At 55.6% G+C, this 19,665-nt stretch carries 7 protein-coding genes; all 7 read left to right on the forward strand.

Annotated elements, in window-relative coordinates:
• Positions 1 to 9: 9 nt before the first annotated feature.
• From NST43_RS14855 to NST43_RS14885, 7 genes are read left to right on the forward strand one after another with little or no spacing between them, the layout of a single operon-like run.
• Positions 10 to 9,930: an amino acid adenylation domain-containing protein gene (locus NST43_RS14855; protein WP_339225097.1), complete on the forward strand. Its 9,921-nt coding sequence runs from the start codon at positions 10 to 12 to the stop codon at positions 9,928 to 9,930.
• A 4-nt stretch (positions 9,931 to 9,934) separates the two neighbouring features.
• Entirely contained in the window at positions 9,935 to 14,383 is a 4,449-nt protein-coding gene (locus NST43_RS14860; RefSeq protein ID WP_339225098.1) for a beta-ketoacyl synthase N-terminal-like domain-containing protein, read from the forward strand.
• A gap of 26 nt (positions 14,384 to 14,409) precedes the next feature.
• On the forward strand, positions 14,410 to 15,261 hold the full coding sequence (locus NST43_RS14865; protein ID WP_339225099.1) for a 3-hydroxyacyl-CoA dehydrogenase family protein: 852 nt from the start codon (positions 14,410 to 14,412) through the stop codon (positions 15,259 to 15,261).
• Between the two features lie 19 nt (positions 15,262 to 15,280).
• A complete protein-coding gene (locus tag NST43_RS14870) occupies positions 15,281 to 15,538 on the forward strand; it encodes an acyl carrier protein (RefSeq protein WP_209993038.1) in 258 nt (85 codons plus the stop codon).
• Positions 15,538 to 16,665: an acyl-CoA dehydrogenase family protein gene (locus NST43_RS14875; protein WP_209993037.1), complete on the forward strand. Its 1,128-nt coding sequence runs from the start codon at positions 15,538 to 15,540 to the stop codon at positions 16,663 to 16,665. The genes NST43_RS14870 and NST43_RS14875 overlap by 1 nt, the downstream gene beginning before the upstream one ends.
• 37 nt (positions 16,666 to 16,702) lie before the next feature.
• Complete coding sequence (locus NST43_RS14880; protein ID WP_339225100.1) at positions 16,703 to 18,025, forward strand: ACP S-malonyltransferase; 1,323 nt, start codon at positions 16,703 to 16,705, stop codon at positions 18,023 to 18,025.
• On the forward strand, positions 18,022 to 19,656 hold the full coding sequence (locus NST43_RS14885) for an amino acid adenylation domain-containing protein (RefSeq protein WP_339225101.1): 1,635 nt from the start codon (positions 18,022 to 18,024) through the stop codon (positions 19,654 to 19,656). The genes NST43_RS14880 and NST43_RS14885 overlap by 4 nt, the downstream gene beginning before the upstream one ends.
• The last annotated feature ends 9 nt before the right edge of the window (positions 19,657 to 19,665 follow it).

Raw genomic sequence — 19,665 nt, forward strand, 5'->3', positions numbered from 1 at the left:
AGGCCCAACATGAAGGTTGAGAAAAACAACGTCCAGGATATATGGCCGCTGCGGCCGCTGCAGCAAGGGATGCTGTTTCATTATTTGCAGGAGGAATCCAAAAGTGAATACATGGAGCACCTTATACTTAGTCTACAGGGGCAAGTAGATAACCGGCTGTTCAATGCAGCCTGGCTCGCTGTCTACCGTGCGAATGACGCATTGCGGTCCGTGTTCAAATGGGAGGGGCTCCGGGCACCTGTGCAGATTGTGCTTCGGAACCGTGAACCGTTGCCGGAAATCTATGATTTCACGGGCGGAATGATCCCTGATGAATTCAAGGCCGTCCTTTCCACTGAAGACCAACAGGCACTGAAGCAGACGAGGAGCAAGAAAGAACGGATACAGCTAATTTCAGAAATCATAGGTAAACGGAACCGTACCATGCGCTTCGATCTGACCCGGGAAACCCTGCGAATCGTATTATGTAAGTTCGACGGGGAGTGCAGATTGTTCCTGACATTCCATCACATTGTGCTGGATGGCTGGAGTCTCGGCATTGTGCTGGAAGAATGGCTTCATGCCTACCGGGCACTCGCTGAAGATCAGGAAGTATCCCCTTCGGCAAAGCCGGGAATGAAGGCTTACCTGGCGGCTGTCAAAGGCTCACGCCAACCGGAACGTGAAGCGGTATATTGGGCTGATTGCCTGCGGGATTATGAAATAAAACAAACGATACAACCGTTCTACAAACCCCGGCGCCCGGGATTCAAACGGGTATCCCTGAGCATACCGGAAACGGCAGCGGCGGGAATGCGTCTATTCTGTCAAAACAATGGCATGCCGGTAGCCACCTTGATGAATGGTGCATGGGGCCTATTGCTCCAGCGGTTCAAACATGTCGATGATATTGTATTTGGCTCGACGTTATCCGGCAGGGGCGTTAGTCTTACCGGCATCGAGCGTATGGTCGGGCTGTTGATCAATACGGTGCCGCTGCGTCTTTCCAGCCGAAAGAGGGAAAGTGTTCTGGAATATTTGGCGGGCGTTCAATCCGCAATTACAGCCAGGCGTCCCTATGAAATGGCCGGTCTGTCCGAGATCCGGGGATACGCCGGGATTCAAGGTACCGAAGAGTTATTTGATACCTTGCTGGTCATGGAGAACTATCCGCTGGATAAGGTGCTCCTGGAGCAGCCAATGGCAGGTTCCGCAGCGGAGGGCCTAACCGGACAAGCTCCCTTGTCGATCAGCTCCTTTGAAATGGTGGAGCACACGCATTATCCGCTTACCCTGCTCATTCGGGAGAGCAGCGGTTTCGAAATGGACTTCATTTATGATCAGGAAAGCTATGACTATTTTGTGGTAAATCAGATGTCACAGTGCTTTGTGCAACTGCTGCACAATCTGGTCACGCAGCCGGAGGCACAGGTGTCAGACATTAGGATCGCCGAACCTGACGCCTTAAAAATGAACGGACTGCTATCCGCCGCCGGACCCCTGAAGCAGTTCCGTGAACAATCGATTCCGCAGTGGTTCACCACGATGGCACGGAGCCATCCCCAGAACATTGCCATCATTCATGAGCAAGTCAAGTGGACCTATGCTGAGCTTGACCGGAGGTCTGACCAGGTAGCCGCTGCACTGGTTCGTCTTGGAGCCGGGCCGGAGCAATACATTGGAATCGAGTCTCGGCGGAGCCCGGAGACGATCATGGGACTGCTCGCGATTCTGAAATCCGGGGCGGCTTATGTGCCTCTGCACCCGGATTATCCTGAAGAGCGGATCAGATTCATGATCGAAGATTCAGGGATGCGGCTTATGCTGTCTGACAGGGACAGCCGGCTTTCTTTTATGACATCGATGAATGTAGACACGCTGTGTTACCAAGATATCCTTGAGACAGAAGATACGGATCTGCTGGGCAGCTTCCCTTCTCCGCATGATGGCGGACACCGTGTAGCCTGCATTGTGTATACTTCCGGATCTACCGGAAGGCCCAAAGGCGTGATGATCGAGCATAGAGGGATCGTGCGGCTGGTGAAGCATACAGAGTTTGTTAATTTCAGCACCAGCGATGTGATTTTGCCGACATGTCCGTTTGAATTCGATGTCTCCAACTTCGAGATCTGGGGGGCACTGCTGAATGGAGCGTCACTGTACCTGATGGATCAGGATAAGCTGCTGATGCCTCAGGTATTAAAAGAAACGCTGCTCCAGCAGAAAATAAGCCTGATGTGGATGACTACACCGCTGTTCAATCAATTAGCCAGTGTGGATGCTTCGCTGTTCCGTTCACTGCGTTATCTGATTATTGGTGGGGATACGTTGTCGCCAAGACAGATTAACAAGGTGAGACAGGCCTGTCCCGCTTTGACACTTGTCAATGGCTATGGTCCATCCGAGAATTCGGTGCTGTCCACTACATTTGCGATTGAACGGGAATATGAGACCAGAATTCCGATCGGCAGGCCTGTCTCGAACTCCACTGCCTATATTCTGGACCGGAATCAACAGTTTTTGCCCGTGGGAGCGATTGGTGAACTATGCGTCGGGCTGGAAGGCGTGGCAAGAGGGTATCTGAACAACCCTGAGCTAACCGAGGCCAAATTTATTCCCGATCCGCTATATCCAGAGTACAGGATGTACAGAACAGGGGATTTAGCCCGCTGGCTGCCCGATGGGAATATTGATTTTCTCGGAAGAGCTGACAATCAGGTGAAGGTTCGGGGATACCGGCTTGAGCTGCAAGAAATCGAACATGAATTAAGCCGGTTGCCCGGAATCGAAGACTGTACGGTTATTATGATTCACTCAGTGGACCGGGAGAAGGAGCTGGCTGCTTATTTCGTAGCGGGTAACACACTGCAACCAGGTCCGCTAAGAAAAGCTATGCTGGAACGGCTGCCCTCCTATGCGGTGCCTACGCGTTACATGCAGCTTGCTGCGCTGCCGCTGACGATTAACGGAAAAATTGACAAGAAGGCGCTGCGCAACCTGCCGTTCCCTTCCTCAGTCACTGGAGGTACGTCTGTTAAATCACTGGCCTCAATGGAAATCACGGTGCTGGAAGCCTGGAAAGAAGCCTTAGGGGTGGAACAAATTGGACTGGATGCCCCTTTTTTTGATATCGGCGGCAATTCGCTCTTGACGATCCGTATCAGCGATACGCTGCGTGCTTCCACCGGTATTGAACTGTCGGTAACCGATTTATTCCGATATCCAACGGTCAGAGAGCTCGCCGCGTACATGGCAGCGAAGCAGTCAGAAGATAGTCCAAAGAACGACACCGATCATGTGGCTGCTGCCTCCCAAGTAGAGCAACCGCCGAAGGAAGACGCTTCCGTAACAACCAGTGATATTGCTGTCATCGGACTTGCGGGAAGGTTCCCAGGCGCTGCTGATCCGACGAGTTTTTGGAGCAATCTGCGGGAGGGGAAGGAGAGCATTTCGTTCTTTTCCGATGAAGAATTGCGTGCTACCGGAATTGCCGAGACGCTGCTGCGTGACTCCAGGTATGTGAAAGCGAAGGGGATGCTTGAGGATATCGAATACTTCGATGCGGAGTTGTTCCATTACAGTCCGCAAGAGGCCGAACTGATGGACCCCCAGCTTCGCATTCTGCATGAACTCGCCTGGGCGGGCCTGGAGGATGCCGGATACGATCCCATGCGGTACCGGGATGCCATTGGCTTATTCGTGGGCGCAACGGTCCATTTGAACTGGGTGAACCGGCTGTTCGATTCCCTGGAGGACGATACAGAACGCTGGAGGGCGGCCAATCTAAATGTACATTCCTTGAGCATGCCCGTCTCTTATAAGCTCAATCTGACAGGTCCGTCGTTAACCGTAGAAACCGCATGTTCTTCGTCACTGGTTGCGGTGCATCTAGCCTGCAATTCCCTGATGAGAGGAGAATCAGATCTGGCGCTTGCAGGTGGGGTGTCGATCTCAGTACCCAAGAAATCGGGCTACACCTACCAGGATGGCATGATTAAATCGCCCGATGGGCACTGCAGAGCCTTCGATACAGATGCCAAAGGAACGGTCAGCGGCGATGGTGCGGGTCTTGTGGTGTTAAAAAAGCTGGATCAGGCGGTTCGGGATGGCGATCACATCTACGCTGTTATTAAGGGTTCTGCGATTAACAACGATGGAACGCGCAAGGCTGGATTCACTGCACCTAGCGTTCAGGGACAAATAGATGTTGTGACGGCTGCCCTGGAAGCCGCAGCTGTCTCAGCGGAATCCATTAGTTACATTGAGACACATGGTACAGGCACCCCACTGGGTGATCCCATTGAGATCGAGGCCTTGTCCGGGTTGTTCCCCGCCTCCAATGGAACCGAAACAGCCATCGGGTCTGTCAAAACCAATATCGGACATCTCGATGCTGCTGCCGGAATTGCCGGATTCATCAAAACCGTGCTGGCACTGCATCACAAGCAGTTGCCTCCCAGCTTGCATTATAAGCAGGCAAATCCAGCCATTAGCTTCGACAAAAGTTCTCTGTATGTCAATGCCACGCTTCAGGATTGGCTGCCGCCGGAGGGTTCGCCGCGCCGTGCCGGCGTAAGCTCGTTCGGAATCGGCGGAACCAACGCGCATGTCGTCCTGGAGGAGGCCCCGCTTCCCGTCGCCGCAGATTCCGGGAACAGACAGAACCGGAGTGAGGGGTCACCTGAATTATTCTTATTATCCGCTGCGACAGAAGAAGCCCTGCTGCAAAAAACAGAAGACTTGCTCCATTATCTCAGTTCAGCAGAAGGGCAAGGGCAACAGATTGCGGATATTGCCTTTACGCTGAATACAGGCCGGCAAGAACTGAACTTCCGGATGGCATGGATTGCCACAGATGCTGCTGAGCTTGCTGCCGGCCTGCAGGCTTTCCTGAGTGGAACACGCAACATTGCCCGTATCCGGGAGGTTGTGCATGTGGTATTCGCATTCCCGGGCCAAGGAACCCAATACGCAGGAATGGCACGTTACCTGTATGATACGCAGCCGCTATTCCAGCGTGAAATGGATCGCTGTCTGGAGCTGGCCTCACCGATCCTGGCGACCGATTTGCGGTCCATCTGGCTTCCGCTGCAGGAGCCGGACCCGGGAGGGCCATCACTGCCGGCAACGGCTTTACACGCTATCGACCAGACCGAAATTGCCCAGCCGCTGCTGTTTATGGTGGAGTATGCGCTGGCCCGGCTTTTGCAGCATTGGGGCATCTCGCAGACGGCTATGATCGGGCATAGCCTGGGTGAATACACAGCGGCCTGCCTCGCAGGCGTGTTGACATTGGAGGAGACCATCCGGCTGGTGATCCGCCGATCCTCGTTAATGCAGCAGATGGAACACGGCGAGATGATTAGTATTGGCCTCGGGCACGAGCATGTGCTCCCACTACTGGGCGGAAGACAAGCTCTGTCCGTTGCTGCGACCAACAGCCCGGAACTCACAGTGGTCTCGGGACCGCCCGCATCCATTCGTGCCCTGTCAGCCGAGCTGCGGCAAAGTGGCCATGAGCCCTTCCATCTCCAGGTATCGCATGCCTTTCATTCCGCGATGATGGAGCCGATGCTCGGCCCCTACAGCAAAGCGCTCCAAGAAATCAAATGGGCGGCTCCGGCAATTCCGTATATCTCCAATGTTACGGGGGAGCTGATCACAGCCGAACAAGCGGTGGACCCTGAATACTATGTGAATCATGTCCGGCAAACCGTCAGGTTCTCGGAAGGCGTGGCAACGCTGGCGGAACAGCTTGAGCCTGTATTTCTGGAAGTCGGCCCCGGCCGGACGCTGGGTCAACTGATCCGCCGCAATCCGGGTGTCCGCAGCAATAGTAAGATTCTTAGCGTAGTACCCAAAGCCTCCGAGGCACAGGCTTCAGGTGTCCATCTGCTTCAGGCCTTGGGCGACCTATGGATGAGCGGAGTGGCTATCCACTGGGAGAGAGTATTTGAGAAGCGCAACGGACGGCGGGTTTCCCTGCCGGTATACCCGTTCGGGAAGCAATATTACTGGAAATACCAGCAGGGGAAGGCAGAGGATATCCAACCGGACAGCTCGATTGCCCGCAATCGCCCCGTTTCTGAATGGGCTTATGCCCCGGACTGGAGTGAGCAAGAGGACAGTATGGAAGACAAGCGTTCTGGCTGCAACGGACAGACGGTGCTGTTGTTCACTGAACGGAGCCTTCTCGCTGACCAGTATGCAGCGTTGCTGGAGGAGCAAGGGGCTCAGTGGATCAAGGTCTACCCCGAAGGGACCTTTCAGAGGGAGTCTGCTGCGGAGTATACCCTTGATCCAGGCAACCCGGCCCATTATGCTCAATTATTCGCAGGGCTTGCGGAAGCCGGGATACAGCCACCCGAACAGATCATTCATTTGTGGAGTCTCGAATTGGACCAAGCTGAGACCTTAGCTCAGGCCCAAGTAGCGTCTGGACGAAGCGGGGAGAATCTTGCCGACACTGAGGTGCTTAACCGCTGCATGTACAGTGTACTGGAGCTGGTGCGTGCTGCCGCTGTAGCTGCGCAAGGGAAGCCGCTGGAGCTAACGCTGGTCACAGATCAAATGGAACGGGTCCATCCGAACGACATCGTAGATCCGCTGAAAGCTACCCTGCTTGGGATAGCCAGCGTGATCCCGCTGGAGTATCCGCATATCCGGGTGCACACACTGGATCTCGATCAGGAGTCCATCGCCGCGAATCCCGGAATTCTGCTGACCCTGCCTTTCGAAGGATCGGCTAGTAAGGCTAGCCCGTTGCCCATCCGGCAAGCACTGCGGTCCTCACACCGATATGAACATGGTTTCATCCGGGTACCCCTTCCCCGGAGAGCCCTTCCGGCCGGAGCTTTGCGCAAGGGAGCGGTGTACCTGATCACTGGCGGCCTTGGCGGAATCGGCCTAGCACTCGCCGATTATCTGGCTAGTCAATATCAGGCCAAGCTTGTGCTGGTTAGCCGCAAGCCGCATCCGGTACAGGACCGGCTGGAACAGCTATATTTGAGCGGAGCACAGGTGCATGTCGAATATGCCGATGTCGCTGATCTTGCTTCGATGGAACGTGTCATTTGTGCAGCGGCGGAGCGCTTCGGCCCGCTGGACGGAGTATTTCATGCCGCAGGAGTGCCGGATGGAAGCATGATCCACATCGCAACAAGAGAGCAAACCGCAGCGGTGCTGCGGCCCAAAATCGCAGGGACCACAGTCTTATATGAGGTGCTTGCAGCTATGCAGCAGCCACCGGCATTTCTCCTGCTGTTCTCTTCGATCAGCGGCACATTCGGTGCTTTCGGACAGAGCGGGTACGCAGCGGCCAATGCCTTCATGGACGGATTCGCCCGTGCACATGCCGGGGATTCGTCTGGAATGCGAGTAGTCAGCGTGGATTGGGATGCTTGGAAGGAGACGGGGATGGCAGTCGAAGCTGTGAACCGATATAACGGCTCCGGCACAGATGAGGCGGAGCACCCGGCCGGCACAAAAGGGCAAGCGGAGCTCCCGCTGCGCATCACCCACCCGCTGCTAACCTCCAAAAGGGAGTCGGCAAGCGAGACGCAGACGGTCTATATATCCAGATTGTCGGCAGAGCATCATTGGATACTGGACGGCCACCGGATGCTCGGTTCCTCCATTTTACCGGGAACAGGTTATGTAGAGATTCTGAGGGCATCGTTTGAAGAGTTAACCGGAGATACCGGCCTGAACATTGTAGAACTGTTTTTTGTACAACCGCTTGTGGTCGAAGAAGGGTGTGAGCTAAGAACCGTATGGTCCAACAATAGCAGCGGCTGGGAATTCTCCATGTCCTCCATAGGAACAGCAGGGGAATGGATACAACATGCCAAAGGCTGCGCGGAGCGCCTGGATGAGCAGAATGATCGGACCCTCAGCGGCGCAGAGCTCAATAAGCTCCAGAACGGTCTACTGGCAGCAGCGGTTCCTGTAGAAGCAGAACGATCCGGCGAGAGCACGGGGGTACGCATGCAATATGGCCCTCATTGGAACAACATCCGCCGTTTCTTCCGCAACGGGAACGAAGCGGTTGCCGAATTGTCACTGCCAGAGGGTCTGGCAAGAGACTCGGCTGATTACGGAGTTCATCCTGCTCTGATGGACCGGGCAACGAGCCTGCTGGGCGGACAGTCGGAGGACAGCCGTGCGTATCTGCCTTTTGCCTATAAGAACCTCCAGATTCTCCGGCCGTTCTCTGCTAATCTCTACACCATTGTGCAAGAAGGGGAACAAAGTGAGGAAGCCCGGACATTCACCTGCCGCATTACCGATCTGGAAGGCAGTGTACTCATGGAGATTGAAGAATATGTCATGCACAAAGTCCGCAACCAGTCACTGTCAGACCCATTGCCGCTGGAACGCAATGGAACATTGCCTGAGGTCGGCAATTACCGGCTGGGATTAGCTGTGCCGGGTGAACTGAACAGCCTCCATATCCTGTCTGAATATCGGCTGCCTCCAGAACCGGATGAGGTAGAGATTAGAGTGGTAGCTAACGGCCTGAACTTTAAGGAAGTGCTGTATGCACTCGGTGTGCTTAAGCTGCCGGATTCCTATGGTTTCAGCTTCGGCCTGGAATGTGCGGGAACGGTAACGAGGGTGGGGGCAGGTGTAACCGATTGGCTGCCTGGAGATGAAGTGATGGCGATAGCCGGAGCAAGCTTGGGCAAATACGCGCGGGTCCCGGCAAGCTCGGTGGTACGCAAGCCTTCACGGATATCGTTTGCTGAAGCGGCAACCCTGCCGATTGCCTTTATGACAGCTTACTACGCGCTAATTATCCGTGGACAGCTCTCGTTGGGCGAGAAAGTGCTAATCCATACGGCAACAGGCGGCGTGGGTCTGGCAGCCGTGCAAATCGCCCAGTGGGTTGGAGCGGAGATTTATGCAACGGCCGGTACCGAAGAGAAACGAGACTACCTGCGTTCACTAGGTATCTCGCATGTGTACTCCTCGCGGGATCTTGCTTTTGCCGACCAAATCCGTGAGTCTGCCGGAACGGTAGACGTCATTCTGAATTCCCTAACGGGTGAGGCTGTCGAGCAAGGGCTCTCCTTATTGGCCCCGCACGGCAGATTTCTGGAAATGGGCGTAAAGGACATTATGGAGAACAGCACGCTGGGAATGCGGATTTTTGAGAAAGGAATTTCTGTGTCAGCCATCAGCATGGACAGCGGCCTGCCAGGCTACACAAGGCTGTTCCGAGAGCTTGCCCGGCATGTGGAAGAAGGTACGTTCATACCGCTGCCTGTGATCCCTTACCGGTTCGCAGATACGGAAGAGGCTTTCCGGTATATGGCATCAGCCAAGCATATTGGCAAAATCGTCATTACTCAGGAACATGCCGCAGCTCCAAAGCCGGAGATGGCGCAGCTCCAGGGTGGAATGACCAATGCTGAAGGAATGGATGTGCTTGAGCATATTTTATCCAAAGTCATGAGTGTAGAGTTATCACCCGTTCAGTGGCTGTTGTCAACGACCGACCTGAACACCCGCTATTCCTTACTTGAGGCCAACACGCCGGAGGGGATAAAACCTGTTAATAATAAGCCTCTCCCTACGGGGCGCAAGCGCAAACGGATGGCTAGCAGCACCGAATATGCACCTCCGCTTACACAGACACAGAAGAAGCTGGCAGAACTGTTCATGGACTATCTGGAGCTGGAGGCGATTGGGCTGCACGACAATTTTTTCGAAGCGGGAGCAAGCTCACTGGATCTGATTCAGATTAATGCCCAACTCAATGCTTTATCTGTCAAAGATACGTCGATTGTCAAAATGTACTCCTACCCGACGATTCATCTGCTGGATGCCTATTTGTTCGCGGACAGGGAAGACCAGACAGACAAGAGCGAGGTTCTCAAAGATTCTGAAGACCGTAAAAGAAAAGCAAGCCGCCTAAAAACACTGGAGTCCATCAAGGGAAGAAGGTGATGTAATGAGTGAAGAGACCGCAGAGACCGGACTTGAGATTGCCATCATTGGCATGAGCGGTAAATTTCCGGGCGCGGATACGATCGAGGCGTATTGGAATCTGCTGATCCACGGCGTATCCGCGGTAACCCAATTCAGCTTCGAGGAGCTTCGGGAACAAGGGATTTCTCCAGAACGTTTGAACCATCCCGATTACGTCAGAGCGAAGCCTTACCTGGATAACGTATACGATTTCGATGCTTCTTTATTCGGATATGCCTCCTGGGAAGCCGAGAACATGGACCCCCAGATCCGTCTGTTCCACGAAATTGTCTATCATGCGCTAGAGAATTCGGGCTATCACCCCGACCGCTATGAAGGACAAATCGGCATGTATGCCGGGGCTCCGCTCGACCTGAAATGGACGGGTGATCATCTGTCCCGCCACGGAGACGGTGAAGATGTGCTGGAGTCGGGTATCGTGTCGAGCAAGGATTTCTTAAGCCAACTGATCTCCTACAAGCTCAATCTGACGGGACCCAGCTACACCCTGTACACCGCCTGTTCAACCTCACTTGCAGCAGTACATCTGGCTTGCCAGGGTCTCCTGCTTGGAGACTGCAATCTGGCCGTTGCCGGAGGGGTGACGCTGGAGCAGCCGGGCAAGTCGGGTTATCTCTACCAGGAGGGCACTATTTATTCCAAAAGTGGCGTTTGCCGCCCTTTCGACAGCCGGGCCGATGGGACCATCTTCGGGGAAGGCGCGGGTGCAGTGGTGCTTAAGCGCCTCTCGGAAGCTATAGAGGACGGCGACCATATCTATGCTGTGATTAAAGGCTCGTCAAGCAACAATGACGGGCGGCGAAAAGTAGGCTTTGCTGCCCCCAGCCTGGAGGGCCAGAAGGAGGTTATCCGCTCGGCCTGGAACCTCGCGGATATTGAACCGGATACCATCGGTTACATCGAAACCCACGGTACCGGCACCAACGTCGGTGACCCGATTGAATTTACCGCCTTACAGCAAGTGTTCGGTCAGGAGAGCCCGCACCGGCCCATCGGCTCGGTCAAGGGCAACATCGGACATCTGCACGCCGCTGCCGGAATTGCCGGCTTGATCAAGACTGCTCTATCGCTGGAACGGGAGATGATTCCGCCGACAGCCAATTATGCTGAACCCAACCCGCTGCTGGAGATGGAGAAGTCGGCATTCTACCTCAGCCGGGAACCCGTGGCGTGGCCTAGAGGGAAGCTGCCGCGCCGCGCAGGCATCAGTTCGTTTGGCGTTGGCGGCACCAACGTCCATATGGTTCTTGAGGAGCCGCCTCTCCGGGCAAACAGTGAGCCGGCGGAGCTTCCGGCAGTTCTGCTGCTCTCGGCCAAAAGTCCTGCTGCCCTGGAGCGGATGCAAGGCGAATTGGCAGAACATTTGGAGAACCTCTCAAGCAGTGTACCGCTGGCCGATGTTGCGTTCACGCTGCAAATGGGACGGGGGCAATTCAAATACCGGCTCGCCTGTACTGCAGCGCAGACAGAAGAGGCTGTCCGCCTCCTAAGAGATTCTGAAGGTGCTGGACTGATTCGATCTTCTCAGGAGCGTCTTAACCGTCCGGTGGTATTCATGTTCACGGGCCAAGGTTCGCAGGTCATGGGGATGGGCGCGGAGCTGTACCGGCGCCATCTGTCCTATCGCCAGGAAGTGGACCGGCTGTCGGAGCTGCTGCGTCCGAAGATTGGCCTGGATATCCGCCGCTATATCGGTGTGGCGGACGCCGAAGCTCTGAGTCTTGCTGGCACTTTCTCCGATTCGGAACTAGACCAGACCTGGCTCGCCCAGCCCGCATTATTCGTCTTGGAGTATGCGCTTGCCAGTGCCTGGATGAAGCTTGGCGTCCGCCCTTCCCACATGGTGGGACACAGCATCGGAGAATATGTTGCGGCAACACTCGCCGGGGTCTTCACCCTTGAGGATGCGCTCGATATTGTGGCGGCTCGCGGACGACTGATGCAGTCCGCTCCAGGTGGAATGATGTTAGCCGCAGCTATTCCTGCATCTGAAGCAGGCCGGTATGTCAGTGCAGACGTATCGCTCGCAGCTATTAACCAGCCGGGGTTATGCGTATTCTCAGGCGACGAAGAAGAGCTGCGGCTGCGGCAGGAGGAGTGGAGCCAAGCGGGGATCTTCACGGCTAGGCTCAACACCTCTCACGCGTTCCACTCTTCACGGATGGATACCATTCTGGAGCCGTTCCGCGAAGTACTCCGCTCCAAGCACCTGAATACACCTGAGCTGCCGTTCTATTCCTGTCTGACCGGCGAACCTGTCACCGGCGAGATGGCAGTGAATCCCGAGTATTGGACTGCTCAGCTTCGCGGGACGGTGAACTTCTCGGCCATGGTCAGCGGCTGTCTGGCTGATGAGGACAATATCTTCCTTGAAATAGGCCCAGGCCAGACGTTATGCCGTCTGGTGAAAGCCCAGAGCGGAGGTGACCGGCTGGTGCTGTCCAGCCTGGGGGCTGCGGCAGCGGCCAGTGAAGCAGCCGTTTTCGTGCAGACCTTGTCCCAGCTCTGGCTAGCCGGGGTACCTGTCCAGTGGGACCAGCTTTATCCGCCGCAGTCCCGCCGGCGGCTGCCTCTGCCTATGTACAGCTTCGACCAGCAGACCTATCTGCCTCGGCCAGCGATATCAGAACCGCCTCAGGCGGTAACGGCGGGGCCGGACATTTCCTTGCTCTATCTGCCTGCATGGAAGCAGGAGCCGCTCTCGGACCCGCCAAGCAATACAAGCCCGCATCCGCTAACCTGGCTCATTCTGCGTGGAGAAGGCCGGGCTGCCGAGCGATGTCAAGAACGGCTTGTTGAACAAGGGGACCGCTGTATCGGGGTGCTGGCTGCCGCGCAGTATCAACGACATGCACCGGATCGGTACGAGCTGAATCCGGTCCATGCCGGGGATTACCAGCGGCTCGCCGATGATCTGCGAAGGGACGGCATCGTCATCGACCGCATTCTCCATGCCTGGATGCTGGAAGAGCAGGCGCCGCGCGGAATTCCGTCTGCTGTAGAGATGTCAGGAGCAGTAGCCGAGCGCGGATACCTGTCGCTCATTCATCTGGTCCCTGCCCTGGATAAAGAACTCTGCGGGTCGCAAGTCCAGTTAACGGTTGCGACTAGCCGGATCTTCACAATCTTTGGAGCAGGAGGAGGTGAGGCCGAACGGCGGGCCATCCTTGGGCCGCTCCTGACCTTGCACCAGGAGCAGAACGGCTGGCAGGGCCGGCTGATTGACTTCCAGCCTGAGGAGTCCGAAAGACGTCTGACAGACAAGCTTTGGCTGGAGCTTATATCGCCTCCCGGTACTTCGGTAGTAGCCGCTTATCGGGGCGGGACGCGGCTGGTGCAGGCTTTTGAACCCTTTACAGCTCCAATTCATAAGGGTGAGCCTGCTAGCTTCTCTGAAGCAGCGGCAGCAGCACCCGGAGAGGTTTATCTGGTGGTCTCTCCCGCTGGCGGTGCGGAGTTGATCCGCAGTTTCTTGGCAGCTCGGCCTGGTGCAGAGATCATAGCATCTGAAGGTCTCGGATCAGATCAGCTTCGCCAGGCCATTGCGGCAGCGGCGGGAATCTGCGGCCGAATTGACGGGGTGGTATACGAACCGGAGCTGCAAGCCTTGGAATGGCGGACACTTGCGGCATTATCTGCGGCGAAGAATCCCCAGGTTCCAGCGCCCCGTACCTTCCAGGAATTGAACAAGCTGCTCCAGAGCTGCGGTGCTGAGATCGGTTTTGGCTGGATATTATCTTCCTTATCCTCCGTAGTTGGCGGAATCGGCCTCACCGAACTGGCAGCGGCAGCAGGTGTGCTTGATGCGGCTGCGGAAGATGCGGGCTGCGGGAATATCCCCTGGCTGTCGCTAAGCCGTGATTTCACCCGCAGCAAGACAGTCCAGGGTCCGGGCATTACCCGGGAACAGGAATATGTCTTATATGAGCAGCTATGGCCGATCCGGGGACAGATCAGCCGGGCGGTCATCTCTGCCCAGCCTCCCCTGGCCCGGTTGAAGATCGCCTCAGAGGATCGGCCGCTTCCGGCGGAATCCCATCCTTCCGCCCATCCTTACGATGCTGCGGGCAGTCGTGAGCGCCCGGCTTATCTGGGGCCATATACACCTCCAGTGACAGAGCAGGAGGCGATCATCTGTGAGATTATCGCCGAACTGCTTGGCGTACATCCAGTGGGTGTGGACGATCATTTTTACGATTTGGGTGGACATTCGCTGCTCCTTACACGACTTCTGTCAAGAATCAAGGATGTGTTTCGCACCGAGCTGCCGCTTCGTACCGTGATGGAGAATCCAACGGTGGAAGGGATGATCCACAGCTTGGTGAGCGAGTGGGGGGATGCCGGAACCGTAGCAGACATTGCAGATGCCTACCGGGAGTATCAACGGCTGACCTATGGAGGTGTGCAGTGAGCAGAATTAAGGATGGAGGAAGAACGATGGAACAGAGGATTGGCGTTGTAGGCTCAGGTGTGATGGGCAGCGGTGTAGCCCAGGTCTTCGCTCAAGGGGGGTACGACACGGTAGTTGTCGATGTATCCGAAGAGCAGATGCGCAGAACCCGGGAGAAGATCCGGGAGAGCCTTCGTTTTCAGAAAATGATGACGGGTGTGGCCCCGCTAGAACGTGCCGAGGCGGTGCTGGACCGCATCCACTTCACCCAGGAGATCGAAGCGCTCGCTGCGTGTTCGTTCGTGGTGGAGAATGTAACCGAGAGCTGGGAGATCAAGCAGGCGGTATACGAACAGCTTAACAAAGTCTGCGCGAAGGATTGCATTCTGGGGGTCAACACATCGGCGATTTCAATCACCCGGGTTGCTGCACTAGTGGAACGCCCCGAGCGGGTTGTCGGGATTCATTTCATGAATCCGGTGCCGCTCAAGCCTATGGTTGAGGTCATCAAAGGATATCATACCACCCCGGAGACACTGCAAATAACGCAGGAAATGCTGGGAACCCTCGGCAAGCAAAGTGTAGTTGTTGAGGATTCGGTCGGGTTCGTGACGAACCGGGCAATGATGATTTTTGTGAATGAAGCCATCTTCATGGTACAGGAGCAGGTGGCTTCACCGGAGGACATTGATATTTTGTTCAAACAGTGTTTCGGGCACAAGATGGGTCCCTTGCAGACAGCCGACCTCATTGGTCTGGATACCATTCTCAAATCACTTGATGTGCTGTACGAAGGCTATAACGACAGTAAATACCGCCCTTGTCCCTTGCTCAAAAAAATGGTCGATGCCGGGCTTCACGGTATGAAATCCGGTCAGGGTTTCTATTCTTACAATTAATTTCAGGAGGCTGATCCCAATGAATCATGAAGAAATCAAAGCACAGGTGACCACATTTCTTACCCGCTCACTGCGTACCAAGGAGCTTAAGGAGGACGATAACATCCTGGAGCTGGGCCTTGTGCATTCCCTGTTCATGATCCAGTTGATTATGTTCATCGAGAAGACCTTTCATCTGGAGCTGGAAGAAGAGGATTTGGATATGGACAATATCAAGACGGTCCGCGATCTGGTAGTTCTGATCGAACGCCATCAACCTACGGGAGCTGAAATCTAATGAATACGCCACTAAAAGCGACCTCCGTCCCTACTGCCCTGGGCATCCGCCAGTTTGTTGACACGCATATCCTGCCGCAGGCCGCCCAGATGGATCAGGAGCAGGAGATTCCGCGCGCATTGTTCACTGAGATGGCAGCCGAAGGACTTACAGGCCTTGCGGTTCCAGTCAAATATGGGGGAACTGCCGTCGATTATGCCACACTTGGAGCCATTCATGAGGAGCTGGGGCGCGGATATGCTTCTGTGCAGAATGCCTGTACTGTGTTCGGCATGGTCTGCAAACCGCTGGCGCGGTTTGGGTCGGAAGCCCAGAAGCACAAATGGCTGCCCGCCATCGCGGCTGGCGAGGTCATCCCGGCGATTGCAATCACCGAACCGATGGTGGGCAGCGATATTGCCAAGCTGGAGACGGAGGCGGTGCAGGAAGATGGACAAATCATCCTGAATGGCCGCAAGAAGTACATCACGCTCGGGCAAATCGCTGATGTGTTCCTGGTGTTCGCCCGATTGAACGGGCGCGGGGTCGCTGTACTGGTGGAACGGGGAACTCCCGGTTTGCAGATCGATCCCATGCGGGGGCTGATGGGGCTGAGGGCCAATATGATCGCTGAGCTGACCTTCGAGCATTGCAGTGTGCCTGTGGAGAATTTGGTTGGCAAAATCGGCTTCGGGTTCACCCATGTGGCGAACTATGCGCTGGACGAAGGCCGTTACACCACCGCCTGCGGCAGCGTCGGGTTGGCACAAGCCTGCCTGGAGCAAAGCATCCAGTATGCCGGTGAGCGGTTCCAGTTCGGTGAACCTTTGCGCAAGCATCCGCTTGTGCAGAAGATGCTCAGCGAAATGATTACCGGGTCCAAAGCCGCCCGTGAGCTGTGTGCCGCCGCCGGGAGACTGCGGGAGCAAGGTGATCCTGCGGCCATCACAGAGACCTTGGTTGCCAAATACCATGCTTCCAAAACGGCTGTCCATGCAGCAGATCATGCCCTGCAAATACATGGGGCTTCAGGCTGTATGAGCGGCAATCCGGTAGAACGGTTCTACCGCGATGCCAAGATTATGGAGATTATTGAGGGAACTTCACAGATGCATGAGCTGCAAATCGCACGCAACTTCCGTTTGTGACACTGCGCCGCATCTTTGGCAGAAGGGTGAGGATCGGATGAACCATCAAGCAGACCTGGCTTTGTTATTCCCTGGATCAGGGTCCCAATATAAAGGAATGATGAGGAGTCTCTATGAATCCTCGCGCATGGTGCAGGACACCTTGCTTGAGGCAGATGACATTCTCGGTTTTGAATTATCCCGGCTGATGATGGAGGGCAGCACGGTCAAGCTGAACCGGATCGGGCATATGCTGCCGGCCATCTGTGCGGCGAGTGTTGCCCATTACCGCCTATACCGGGAGCAAGGCGGACCGCTTCCAGCCTATATGGCGGGACACAGTCTGGGCGAATATTCCGCACTAATCTGCAGCGGTGTCTTGTCCTTCAGGGACGGGCTGACTCTGGTCCGCTTCCGTGCCCGACTGGCGGAAGCGGTTATGGAATCCACGGGCGGTGCCATGAGCATTATGAAATCGGTTAATCCAGCACAAGTCGCATTGCTGTGCCTGAGCCTGCAAGCCGAGGGACGGGCGGTCAGCATTGCCTGTCAGAACTCCCGCAGCCAGATCGCGGTTTCCGGTCAGGACGCTGCACTGGTCGAGCTGGAGCAGCGGGTAACAGAAGCGTCAGATGATGCACAGATCAGCCATTTGATCGGAAGCGCCCCTTATCATTGTGCTCTAATGCAGCCGAGCGCGGCGGAAATGACGGAGGAACTGCTCAAGTATACCTGGAGCCTACCGGCAGGTCAGCTTCTGTCCAATGTAACCGGACGGCCCTATACATCGATTCAGGAGATGCAGGGGCTGCTGGCGCAGCAGCTATATAAACCGGTGTTATGGCAGAACTCCATCCTGTATCTGCTGGAGAACGGGGTCCAGACTTTCATTGAAATGGGTCCGCAGAACATCCTCAAAACACTGATGCCCGAAATTTCTGCACAGACCCGTGTATATGCCCATGATGAGAAGGTAGACCGGATGACCATCCGAGATCACTTCGCCGCTGCTTCCGCCACTCCTGTGACAAGGCCCAAGGCTGAGACAAGCCCGCCCGCCGCAGATTTGCGGCTTAAAGCAATAAGCATGTGTCTGACACATGCCATGACCACCCGCAATAACAACCAGGCTGATGTTCCGGTTATGCCGTCCTTGGAGCTGTATGCGCAAGTCAAGCAGATGAAGCAAGAGCTTGATCAAGGGGGACTAACACTTGGGGAAGAGCAGGTTGCCCTGGCAATATCCATGCTGCAGGCTGTGTTTGAAGATAAGCGTACCCCGGACAGTGAACGGGAGCTTCGATGGCTGCAGATCAAGGAGAAGACCGGTGTAGAACGGCAAGCTGAGAGTACTCCCACCACAAGGAGGGGACCGGAATGAGTCTGCCTACTGTTGAGAACGAATTGCTGCTGCATACACTGCGCGGCTTTAACGATACCGCTGCGCCTTATTCACAGGACACCACCATTATCCAGCAGTTTGAAGCACGCGTGGCAGAGCAGCCGCTCGCGCCTGCTGTATACGTGAAGGAGGCCATCTATACTTACGGGGAATTGAACCGTGCGGCGAACCGGCTGGCTCATGCGCTGCGGTCCGGCGGTGCCGGAAAAGGGTCGATAGTCGCCTTAATGCTTGAGCGTTCCTTTGACATGCTGGTTGCCATATACGGAGTACTCAAAGCCGGAGCCGCGTATTTACCGCTGGATCTGGAGAGTCCGCCTATGAGGCTGCAGACCATGCTGTCTGACAGCGCCCCGGGCTGGGTTATTACGGAGAGCGGCGTTTCCCGTCCGTCTGTGCTGCCTGTAACAGCAGAATGGGTCACGCTGGATAGTCTGGCGGACCGTGATCTGCCGGAGACGAATCTGCCGGACGGACCAGAGCCAGGTGACCTGGCTTATGTAATCTATACTTCCGGTTCCACCGGTAACCCCAAGGGTGTGCTTGTAGAACATGATGCCTTGACCAACCGGATCGAATGGATGCAAAAAACCTTCCCCATTACCCGCAAGGATATCCTGTTCCAAAAAACAGTATATACCTTTGATGTCTCGGTCTGGGAATTAGTCTGGTGGTCAACCGCAGGCGCTGCGGTCTGTCTTCTGCAGCCGCGCAAGGAAAATGATCCGCGCGTGTTCGTGAAACTGATCGAGAAAACAGGGATTAGTGTCATTCATTTTGTTCCCTCCGTCTTGCGTTTGTTCCTTGAATATATCAGCAGCGGTTTTGCACTGGAACGCTTGCGCAGCCTGCGGTATGTCTTTTGCAGCGGAGAAGCGTTGACCGTCCCGCTGGTCAGGCAGTTCTATCATAGCTTCCCGCCCGGACAAGGCGTGAAGCTGATCAATCTCTATGGTCCTACAGAAGCGGCGATTGATGTCACCTATCATGTCTGCGAGCGGGAGACTCAGGACCGGCCCGTTCCCATCGGACGCCCGATTGACAACATCCGCTTGTATGTTCTGAGGAATGATTCGACGCTTGCGTCCATTGGAGAGACAGGACAGCTGTATATCTCAGGAGCGGGGCTGGCACGCGGATATCTGAACCAGCCACAGCTAACGCTGGAGAGATTCGTGCCCAATCCCTATGAACCCGGACAGCGCATGTACCGTACAGGCGATCTCGCCTCTTGGACATTGGAAGGGGAGGTCATGTACGCCGGACGGGAGGACGATCAGATCAAGCTGCGCGGACTCCGTATTGAGCTGGGTGAAGTGGAGAGCTGTCTGCTGCGGGCAGCCCATGTACAAGCCGCAGTTGCCGGGGTACGTATAGGCGATGACGGGGAACAATTCCTAACCGCCTTTGTGGTTGCGGCTGCGGGCGCGGAACCCCTGCCGGAGCAGGACAAGCTGCGGGCGCTGCGCGCCGAGCTTGCTATGTATTTGCCTGCGTATGCGATTCCGACAGAGATCCTCTGGGTGGATGAGATTCCACTGAAACCAAACGGTAAGGCAGACCGGAGCCTCCTGCTTGCCAGTCACGGAGGTACGGCCGCACGAAGCTAAGGGGGCGGA

The organism is Paenibacillus sp. FSL H8-0332 (assembly GCF_037963835.1).
In the GTDB taxonomy this organism is placed as follows: Bacteria; Bacillota; Bacilli; order Paenibacillales; family Paenibacillaceae; genus Paenibacillus_AQ; species Paenibacillus_AQ rhizoplanae.

Bases quoted from the DNA above. Each gene is read 5' to 3' on its own strand.
- NST43_RS14885 (WP_339225101.1), top strand. From the start codon at position 18,022: ATGAGTCTGCCTACTGTTGAGAACGAATTGCTGCTGCATACACTGCGC.
- NST43_RS14865 (WP_339225099.1), top strand. From the start codon at position 14,410: ATGGAACAGAGGATTGGCGTTGTAGGCTCAGGTGTGATGGGCAGCGGT.
- NST43_RS14870 (WP_209993038.1), top strand. From the start codon at position 15,281: ATGAATCATGAAGAAATCAAAGCACAGGTGACCACATTTCTTACCCGC.
- NST43_RS14880 (WP_339225100.1), top strand. From the start codon at position 16,703: ATGAACCATCAAGCAGACCTGGCTTTGTTATTCCCTGGATCAGGGTCC.
- NST43_RS14860 (WP_339225098.1), top strand. From the start codon at position 9,935: ATGAGTGAAGAGACCGCAGAGACCGGACTTGAGATTGCCATCATTGGC.
- NST43_RS14875 (WP_209993037.1), top strand. From the start codon at position 15,538: ATGAATACGCCACTAAAAGCGACCTCCGTCCCTACTGCCCTGGGCATC.
- NST43_RS14855 (WP_339225097.1), top strand. From the start codon at position 10: ATGAAGGTTGAGAAAAACAACGTCCAGGATATATGGCCGCTGCGGCCG.